The 8231-nt window shown below is 62.8% G+C and carries 11 protein-coding genes and 1 pseudogene; 9 read left to right on the top strand and 3 right to left on the bottom strand.

All coding sequences use genetic code 11. From position 1 onward, the window contains the following. Positions 1 to 42: 42 nt before the first annotated feature. The 5 genes and pseudogenes from ACQKPE_RS25175 to ACQKPE_RS25195 all read left to right on the top strand — a co-directional run. A pseudogene (locus ACQKPE_RS25175) lies at positions 43 to 957 on the top strand (S16 family serine protease); the annotation flags it as partial. Between the two features lie 162 nt (positions 958 to 1119). Further along, on the top strand, positions 1120 to 1458 hold the full coding sequence (locus ACQKPE_RS25180) for a hypothetical protein (RefSeq protein ID WP_427669397.1): 339 nt from the start codon (positions 1120 to 1122) through the stop codon (positions 1456 to 1458). Positions 1459 to 1566: 108 nt separating this feature from the next. Continuing rightward, positions 1567 to 2055 carry a TIGR00645 family protein gene (locus ACQKPE_RS25185; RefSeq protein ID WP_427669398.1) on the top strand — a complete coding sequence of 163 codons (489 nt, stop codon included), beginning with the start codon at positions 1567 to 1569 and terminating at the stop codon, positions 2053 to 2055. 136 nt (positions 2056 to 2191) lie between these two features. Beyond that, entirely contained in the window at positions 2192 to 2497 is a 306-nt protein-coding gene (locus ACQKPE_RS25190) for a DUF6482 family protein (RefSeq protein WP_427669400.1), read from the top strand. A gap of 90 nt (positions 2498 to 2587) precedes the next feature. Further along, a complete protein-coding gene (locus ACQKPE_RS25195; RefSeq protein WP_427669401.1) occupies positions 2588 to 3205 on the top strand; it encodes an FKBP-type peptidyl-prolyl cis-trans isomerase in 618 nt (205 codons plus the stop codon). 63 nt (positions 3206 to 3268) lie between these two features. On the opposite strand, the gene ACQKPE_RS25200 is transcribed toward ACQKPE_RS25195, so the two are convergent. The 3 genes from ACQKPE_RS25200 to ACQKPE_RS25210 form a co-directional block, all read right to left on the bottom strand. Then, positions 3269 to 3514: a hypothetical protein gene (locus tag ACQKPE_RS25200; protein WP_375101776.1), complete on the bottom strand. Its 246-nt coding sequence runs from the start codon at positions 3512 to 3514 to the stop codon at positions 3269 to 3271. A 147-nt stretch (positions 3515 to 3661) separates the two neighbouring features. Next, a complete protein-coding gene (locus tag ACQKPE_RS25205; RefSeq protein WP_427669403.1) occupies positions 3662 to 4003 on the bottom strand; it encodes a zinc ribbon domain-containing protein YjdM in 342 nt (113 codons plus the stop codon). 168 nt (positions 4004 to 4171) lie between these two features. Beyond that, positions 4172 to 5140, bottom strand: a complete 969-nt coding sequence (locus ACQKPE_RS25210) for a polyprenyl synthetase family protein (RefSeq protein WP_427669404.1) — start codon at positions 5138 to 5140, stop codon at positions 4172 to 4174. A gap of 245 nt (positions 5141 to 5385) precedes the next feature. Here ACQKPE_RS25210 and rplU point away from each other — a divergent pair, with 245 nt between their 5' ends. The 4 genes from rplU to proB form a co-directional block, all read left to right on the top strand. Continuing rightward, the gene (gene rplU / locus ACQKPE_RS25215) at positions 5386 to 5700 is read left to right on the top strand and encodes a 50S ribosomal protein L21 (protein ID WP_375101779.1); all 315 of its coding nucleotides are present in this window, start codon (positions 5386 to 5388) and stop codon (positions 5698 to 5700) included. A gap of 38 nt (positions 5701 to 5738) precedes the next feature. Then, positions 5739 to 5996: a 50S ribosomal protein L27 gene (gene rpmA / locus ACQKPE_RS25220; RefSeq protein WP_060392553.1), complete on the top strand. Its 258-nt coding sequence runs from the start codon at positions 5739 to 5741 to the stop codon at positions 5994 to 5996. 186 nt (positions 5997 to 6182) lie between these two features. Beyond that, on the top strand, positions 6183 to 7406 hold the full coding sequence (gene cgtA / locus ACQKPE_RS25225; protein ID WP_427669406.1) for an Obg family GTPase CgtA: 1224 nt from the start codon (positions 6183 to 6185) through the stop codon (positions 7404 to 7406). Positions 7407 to 7492: 86 nt separating this feature from the next. Next, positions 7493 to 8231: glutamate 5-kinase (gene proB / locus ACQKPE_RS25230; protein WP_427669407.1), on the top strand; the 739-nt coding region annotated here is incomplete at its 3' end.

Below are 8231 nucleotides of genomic sequence, written 5' to 3' on the forward strand. Positions count from 1 at the left end.
ACGCACGCCACGGCGGCAAGACCGTGACCCTGGCGCGCTTCCTTGGTGAGCGAGGCAGACTTCATCCGCCAGCTGGCCAACGACGAGATGACCGACGCCGGGCATATCGAGCGGGCGCTCAAGGCCAAGGCCACGCGCACTGGCCGAGTGTCGCAGCGGGTGCTCGACGACATGCTCGCCGGCATCATCCTGATCGACAGCGAAGGCGCGGCGATCGGCAAGTGCAACGGCCTGACCGTGCTCGAGGTGGGCGATTCGGCGTTCGGCATGCCGGCGCGTATCTCTGCCACGGTCTACCCCGGCGGCAGCGGTATCGTCGACATCGAGCGCGAGGTCAACCTGGGGCAGCCGATCCACTCCAAGGGGGTGATGATCCTCACGGGCTACCTGGGCAGCCGCTATGCCCAGGAATTCCCCCTGGCGATCTCGGCCAGCATCGCGCTGGAGCAGTCCTATGGCTACGTGGACGGCGACAGCGCTTCGTTGGGCGAAGCCTGCACCTTGATCTCGGCGTTGTCGCGTACCCCGCTCAAGCAGTGCTTCGCCATCACCGGTTCCATCAACCAGTTCGGCGAAGTGCAGGCGGTGGGTGGGGTCAACGAGAAGATCGAAGGCTTCTTCCGCCTGTGCGAGGCGCGGGGCCTGACCGGCGAGCAGGGGGTGATCATCCCCCGCGCCAACGTCGCCACGCTGATGCTTGATGAGCGTGTGCTACAGGCGGTGGAGGCCGGGCGCTTCCATGTTTATGCGGTCAGCCAGGCTGACGAGGCACTGAGCCTGCTGGTGGGTGAAGATGCCGGGACGCCGGACGAGAAGGGCGAATTCCCCGAAGGCAGTGTCAACGCGCGGGTGGTAGAGCGCCTGCGGGTGATCGCCGAAATGATCAGCGAAGAAGAGATCAAGGAAGCCGAGAAGGAGCGCCTGGAAGAGGTGATCGCCCAGGCAAAACCTGCTTAAGTCAATAAACCGGCGCTGAAGGCCAAGTGCTACCGTTCGGCGCCGGTTTTCCAACTCTTTCCACTGGTCACCTATGCTGGAACTAAGGACAGTATCAGCGTTCAGGATGGAAACAGCCCGCAGCTTGCGGGCTGAACAGGGCTTCATGGAGGGGACGCCGCCATGCGCAACCTCAGTCTCACCCGCCAGTGCCTGGGCCTGGTGACTCGCATCGAGTGCAGCATTCGTCCGCTGGCCGGCGACAATGGCATGTGGACCTTGCTGTTCGCTGCCGGCATGTCCGGCGAACAGCCTTCTGCAATAAAGGCCCAAGGGCCCTTCCATGGGCCGATGGTGGCCGAGTCGGTGATGAATGCCGTGGTCGACAGCCTGACGCTGCATGGCTACCAGGTGGCCGATGACCCGCAGATCTGGTGCCTGCACTTGCAGGCGCAACTGAAACGGATCAACGGCGAACGTTGTCGAAACCTCGGCGACTACCAGTTCCACCCGGAAACCTGACTACACGACTGCTCGCCTGCGGCAACCCGCCGCAGGCTTTTGCTGTCACAGGTGGCTGGCTATACTCGCGCTCGCTTTCCCGCCACTTGACGAGTTTCTAACACCCCCATGGAACGTATCCTCGAAAATGCGATGTACGCCTCGCGCTGGCTGCTCGCCCCGATCTACTTCGGCCTGTCCCTGGGCCTGCTGGCACTGGCATTGAAGTTCTTCCAGGAGGTTTTTCACATCCTGCCCAACGTCTTCGCCCTGAGCGAGGCGGATCTGATCCTGGTCATCCTGTCCCTGATCGACATGTCGTTGGTCGGCGGCCTGCTGGTGATGGTGATGATCTCCGGCTACGAGAACTTCGTGTCGCAGCTGGACATCGATGACAACAAGGAAAAGCTCAGTTGGCTGGGCAAGATGGACTCCTCATCGCTGAAGATGAAGGTTGCCGCGTCCATCGTGGCGATTTCCTCGATCCATCTGCTGCGGGTGTTCATGGATGCCCAGAACATCTCCACCGACCACCTGATGTGGTACGTGATCATTCACATGACCTTCGTCGTCTCGGCGTTCGTCATGGGTTACCTGGACAAGGTCACCAAGCACTAAGCGCTCGTCGCCCTTTCCCGGGCTTGCCGGGGAAGGGCTGCATGTTGTGCTGCGAAACAGACAGGCGGGCTTGTACTTTACTTACTTCTGTACAAAAAATGAGCAGTCTTGCGTGGTTCCACAGCGAGGTATGCCCATGAACCTGCAACAGCTCAATGTCGAGGCCAGGGCTGGCCATGTCGATGAACTGAACCTGATCGCCATCGAAGGTGGCGACTACCTGCTCGAGGCCCGCATCAAGGGCCGCGCCCAACCCCTGGCCGACAACCGCGGCGAACGCCTGCGGGTACGTTCGGTGGAAGATGCCCGCACCCTCCTGCAAGGCTTGCCGATGCTGTCGATGAACCTGATGCATTGGTCGGTGCAGGATGAAATGTGCGGCATGGGTGTACACCCCGAAGAAGACCTCAAGGTCCCGATTTCCCAGCGCTCCGCCTGGTAGCGATTCGCGGCGTTCGGCCGCAGTGTGCTAGGCTGCTCGCCCTTTTCATCGAGGGCGCGGCTTCGCTGCGCCCTGTAGCGGAGCAAGCCAATGTCCGAACTCAACCTGACTACCGACGAAACCCGCGTCAGCTACGGCATCGGCCGCCAGCTGGGCGGCCAACTGCGTGACAACCCGCCACCGGGCGTCAGCCTGGAAGCCATCCTGGCTGGCCTGACCGACGCCTTCAACGGCGCCGACAGCCGCGTCAGCGAAGCCGACCTGTCGGCCAGCTTCAAGGTCATTCGTGACGTGATGCAAGCCGAAGCTGCCGCCAAGGCCGAAGCCGCCGCTGGCGAAGGCAAGGCGTTCCTGGCCGAGAATGGCAAGCGCGAAGGCATCACCACCCTGGCCTCGGGCCTGCAATTCGAAGTGCTGACCGCAGGCGAAGGCGCCAAGCCGACCCGCGAAGACAACGTGCGCACCCACTACCACGGCACCCTGATCGACGGCACCGTGTTCGACAGCTCCTACGAGCGCGGCCAGCCTGCCGAATTCCCGGTGGGTGGCGTGATCGCGGGCTGGACCGAGGCGCTGCAACTGATGAACGCCGGTAGCAAATGGCGCCTGTACGTGCCGAGCGAGCTGGCCTACGGCGCCCAGGGCGTTGGTAGCATCCCGCCGCACAGCGTGCTGGTGTTCGACGTCGAGCTGCTCGACGTTCTGTAAGACTGTTTCATCTTCATCGCGGGGCGACCGGGTTGCCCCGCGATGATGTCAGCTTCGGCAACCTCAATTCCATTCCGTTCCCCCAGGGCGCAACGCCCGCGCATAGCAGAACAGGAACAGGTTGCGCACCAACTCCTTGAGCACCCCCGGTTCATTCGAATTCAGGCCTGTCAGGTCCAGGTCGCCTTGGTCGCGCAGTTCGTCGAGCGCGTCTTCCTCGAGCACGGCGCAGACTTCGCCGGTTTCGCGGTGCAGGATGCGCAGGTAGGGGTGGGGCCGGTCGAGCCAGGCGTCGATCAGATAGGTCATGGCTACTCTCCTTGGATAGCGGTTCCAATGAGAATAATTCTTATTATCAAAATAGCAAGGGTCTATTGGTGAATTTCTGCCCGGTGGGCTAGCGACCCTGTTGCAGGATCTGTCGGGGCCGCCAGGCGCGCAGCCCCGGAGGGCGGGTCAGACCTTGCGCACGAACTCCGACTTCAGCTTCATCGCGCCGATGCCGTCGATCTTGCAGTCGATATCGTGGTCGCCATCGCACAGGCGGATGTTCTTGACCTTGGTGCCGACCTTGACCACCAGGGACGAGCCCTTGACCTTGAGGCCCTTGATCACGGTGACGGTGTCGCCGTCCTGCAGCACGTTGCCGACCGAGTCCTTCTTCGCCACGTCATCGCTGGCCGCTTCGGCCTCGCCGCTGGCGGACCACTCGTGGGCGCACTCGGGGCAAACCAATTGGGTGCCATCTTCGTAGGTGTATTCGGAGTTGCAGGCGGGGCAGGGTGGCAGGGTGCTCACTTCGGTTCCTTAACTGTGCGGGGGCGGGTAAAGACGCACATTGTATAAGGTTTTGCCAGGGAAATGTGTTTTGTCTGTACAAATGCAATCGCGGGACAAGCCCGCTCCCACAAGGCTAGTGAAGACCTTGTGGGAGCGGGCTTGTCCCGCGATTGGGCGCCGCTGTAATCAGTGCGTACGCGCGACCGAAAACTCGCTCAGCTCCACCAGCGCATCCCGGTACTCGCTGGCCGGCAGCACTTCCAGGCAGGCGATGGCGCGGGCGACATAGTCGCGGGCCAGTTGCGCGGTGTAGTCCAGGGCGCCGGAAGCCTCAACGGCCTCGCGGATCTGCTCCAGGTCTTCCAGGCCACCCTTCTGGATCGCCTGGCGCACCAGCGCCGCCTGCTCGGGCGTGCCTTCGCGCATGGTGTAGATCAACGGCAGGGTCGGCTTGCCCTCGGCCAGGTCGTCGCCGACGTTCTTGCCCAGGGTCTGCGAGTCGCCCTTGTAGTCGAGCAGGTCGTCGACCAGCTGGAAGGCCACGCCCAAGTGGTCGCCGAAGGTGCGCAGAGCTTCACGCTGCTGCTCGGTGCCCTGTGCCAGTGCTGCGGCGCTGTGGGTCGAAGCCTCGAAGAGCATCGCGGTCTTGCCGCGGATCACTTCCATGTACACCTCTTCGGTGGTGCTGGCATCGCGTATGCGCGACAGCTGCAGCACTTCGCCCTCGGCGATCACCCGGGTGGCCTTGGAGAGGATCTGCATGACCGGCATCGAACCCAGTTCGACCATCATTTCGAACGAGCGCGAATAAAGGAAGTCGCCCACCAGTACGCTCGGCGCGTTGCCCCACAGGGCGTTGGCGGTGGAGCGGCCACGGCGCATGCCGGACATGTCGACCACGTCATCGTGCAGCAGGGTGGCGGTGTGCAGGAACTCGATGGTCGCCGCCAGCAGGCGCAGGTCGTCGCCTTCGCGGCCCAGGGCCTTGCCGCACAGCAGCACCAGCAGCGGGCGCAGGCGCTTGCCGCCTGCGGACGTGATATAGTCGCCGATCTTCGATACCAGCGGCACGCGCGAGGTCAGCTGCTTCTTGATGATCTCGTCGACGGCGCTGAAATCGTCAGCCACCGCGCGGTAGAAGGATTGGGGTTGCATCGGCTGCTCCATTGAGGTTGCGCGGCATGCTAGGTCGCGGGTTCCGGTGTGTCAAGGCGCGCTGGCCGGGGCCTGGGGCCGGTACTTGCAAGCATTCCAAGGGTTGCGTACAATCGCGCACCCTAACTTTCCTGGGCAGCACCTGCCTTACGCAATTGCACGGGGCCTTTCCAGCCCAGTGCAGCCATGCCAGCCAATACTCATCATATAAAGCGCTGGGTGAGCAGGATTATCGGAGAAATACCATGTCTTACGCAGTAATCGTTACCGGCGGCAAGCAGTACAAAGTCGCTGAAGGTGAATTCCTCAAGATCGAGAAGCTGGAAATCGCCACTGGCGAATCCGTAACCTTCGATCGCGTTCTGCTGGTTGCTAACGGCGACGACGTCACCATCGGCGCGCCAGTCGTTGCGGGTGCCAAGGTTGTGGCTGAAGTCGTTTCGCAAGGCCGTCACGACAAAGTCCGCATCATCAAGTTCCGTCGTCGTAAGCACCACATGAAGCGTATGGGCCACCGCCAGTGGTTCACCGAGATCAAAATCACCGGTATCCAGGCTTAATCCCCTAGGTCCCCTGAATTTATTTGGAGAATTGAACCATGGCTCACAAGAAGGCTGGTGGTAGTACTCGTAACGGTCGCGACTCAGAATCGAAACGCCTTGGCGTGAAGATGTATGGCGGCCAGGTCATCAAGGCCGGCAACATCATCGTCCGTCAGCGCGGCACCCAGTTCCACGCCGGCTACGGCGTTGGCATGGGCAAGGATCACACCCTGTTCGCCAAGATCGAAGGCGTGATCAAGTTCGAGAAGAAAGGCGAGTTCAACCGCCGTTACGTGAGCGTTGTCGCAGCCTAATCGCGACGTCGCTGGAAAAGCCCCGTCATGCGACGGGGCTTTTTCGTTTGTGGTGAGCCTCTTGCAAAGCTGTTTGTATGGGCTGCCGGCGTTGGTTTCTGGTCGTACGGGGCCGCCGCGCTCATTTTTGCAAGAGCCTCAGGTTTCAGAGTCATTCAGCTCGCCACCAGGCGAGAGGCGGTTTTTATGAAGTTTGTTGACGAAGTATCGATCCGGGTAAAGGCCGGTGACGGCGGCAATGGTTGCATGAGCTTCCGCCGCGAGAAATTCATCGAGAACGGTGGCCCCAACGGTGGCGACGGTGGTGACGGCGGCTCGGTGTACATGGTCGCCGACGAGAACCTCAACACCCTGGTCGACTACCGCTACACCCGCCACCACGAAGCCCAGCGCGGCTCCAACGGCGGCAGCACCGACTGCACCGGCAAGAAAGGCGACGACCTGTTCCTGCGCGTGCCGGTGGGCACCACGGTGATCGATGCGGCCACCCAGGAAGTGATCGGCGACTTGATCACCCCCGGCCAGAAACTGATGGTCGCCCAAGGCGGCTGGCACGGCCTGGGCAACACCCGTTTCAAGTCCAGCACCAACCGTGCGCCGCGCCAGACCACCCCAGGCAAGCCGGGCGACCAGCGCGACCTGAAGATGGAAATGAAAGTGCTGGCCGACGTCGGCCTGCTGGGCCTGCCAAACGCGGGCAAGAGCACCTTCATTCGTTCGGTATCGGCTGCCAAGCCGAAGGTTGCCGACTACCCGTTCACCACCCTGGTGCCGAACCTGGGCGTGGTCAGCGTCGACCGCTGGAAGAGCTTCGTCATTGCCGACATCCCCGGCCTGATCGAGGGCGCCTCCGAAGGTGCAGGCCTTGGCATTCGCTTCCTCAAGCACCTGGCACGTACCCGCGTGCTGCTGCACCTGGTCGACCTGGCGCCTTTGGACGAAAGCAGCCCGGCCGATGCCGCCGAAATCATCATCAACGAGCTGGCGCAGTTCAGCCCGGCGTTGGTCGACCGTGAGCGCTGGCTGGTGCTGAACAAGGCCGACATGATCATGGACGACGAGAAGGATGCGCGCGTCAAGGAAGTGGTCGAGCGCCTGAACTGGGACGGCCCGGTCTACGTGATCTCGGCCATTGCCAAGCAGGGCACCGAGAAGCTCAGCCACGACCTGATGCGCTACCTCGAAGACCGCGCCGACCGCCTGGCCAACGACCCGGTCTACGCTGCGGAGCTGGCCGAGCTCGACCAGCGCATCGAAGACGAAGCCCGTGCCCAGCTGCAGGCCCTGGACGACGCGCGTACTCTGCGTCGTACCGGCGTCAAGAGCGTGCACGACATCGGCGACGACGATGACTGGGATGATTTCGAGGACGACGAAGACGGCCCGGAAATCATTTACGTGCGCGACTGATCGGTTGCAGTACACTGAACGCCGCTCTCTGGAGCGGCGTTTTTGTATCAAGGTATCTACGGATTCGACATAGGTTGGAAGAGAAGATGCGAAGCAAGGTGACGGGCGCCAAGCGCTGGGTCGTGAAGATCGGCAGCGCGCTGCTGACGGCCGATGGCAAGGGCCTCGACCGTGGCGCCATGGCGGTCTGGGTCGAGCAGATGGTGGCATTGCGTGAAGCGGGTGTGGAACTGGTACTGGTCTCCTCCGGGGCCGTGGCGGCTGGTATGAGCCAGCTGGGCTGGACCACGCGACCGAGCGCGATGAACGAGTTGCAGGCCGCCGCCTCGCTCGGCCAGATGCGCCTGGTGCAAGCCTGGGAGTCGAGCTTCGGCGAGCACGGCAAGCACACTGCGCAGATCCTGCTGACCCACGACGACCTTTCCGACCGCAAGCGCTACCTCAACGCCCGCAGCACGCTGCGTACCCTGGTCGACCTGGGCGTGGTGCCAGTGATCAACGAGAACGACACGGTGGTCACCGACGAGATCCGCTTCGGCGACAACGACACCTTGGCCGCCCTGGTGGCCAACCTGGTGGAGGCCGACCTGCTGGTGATCCTCACCGACCGCGACGGCATGTTCGACGCCGACCCGCGCAACAACCCCGAGGCCCAGCTGATCTACGAGGCCCGCGCCGATGACCCGAGCCTGGACGCCGTGGCCGGTGGCACCGGTGGTGCGCTGGGCCGTGGCGGTATGCAGACCAAGCTGCGCGCTGCGCGCCTGGCGGCCCGCTCTGGTTCATCGTGCCTGCCTCGTAGTCGCATTTCAGACAGCGCCATCC

It is taken from the genome of Pseudomonas sp. NPDC089554 (assembly GCF_050280645.1).
In the GTDB taxonomy this organism is placed as follows: Bacteria; Pseudomonadota; Gammaproteobacteria; order Pseudomonadales; family Pseudomonadaceae; genus Aquipseudomonas.

Excerpts from the sequence above, each read along its gene's own strand:
- ACQKPE_RS25180 (WP_427669397.1), top strand. The coding sequence starts at position 1,120 with ATGCGCAACCTCAGTCTCACCCGCCAGTGCCTGGGCCTGGTGACTCGC.
- ACQKPE_RS25185 (WP_427669398.1), top strand. The coding sequence starts at position 1,567 with ATGGAACGTATCCTCGAAAATGCGATGTACGCCTCGCGCTGGCTGCTC.
- ACQKPE_RS25190 (WP_427669400.1), top strand. The coding sequence starts at position 2,192 with ATGAACCTGCAACAGCTCAATGTCGAGGCCAGGGCTGGCCATGTCGAT.
- ACQKPE_RS25195 (WP_427669401.1), top strand. The coding sequence starts at position 2,588 with ATGTCCGAACTCAACCTGACTACCGACGAAACCCGCGTCAGCTACGGC.
- ACQKPE_RS25200 (WP_375101776.1), bottom strand. The coding sequence starts at position 3,514 with ATGACCTATCTGATCGACGCCTGGCTCGACCGGCCCCACCCCTACCTG.
- ACQKPE_RS25210 (WP_427669404.1), bottom strand. The coding sequence starts at position 5,140 with ATGCAACCCCAATCCTTCTACCGCGCGGTGGCTGACGATTTCAGCGCC.
- rplU (WP_375101779.1), top strand. The coding sequence starts at position 5,386 with ATGTCTTACGCAGTAATCGTTACCGGCGGCAAGCAGTACAAAGTCGCT.
- rpmA (WP_060392553.1), top strand. The coding sequence starts at position 5,739 with ATGGCTCACAAGAAGGCTGGTGGTAGTACTCGTAACGGTCGCGACTCA.
- cgtA (WP_427669406.1), top strand. The coding sequence starts at position 6,183 with ATGAAGTTTGTTGACGAAGTATCGATCCGGGTAAAGGCCGGTGACGGC.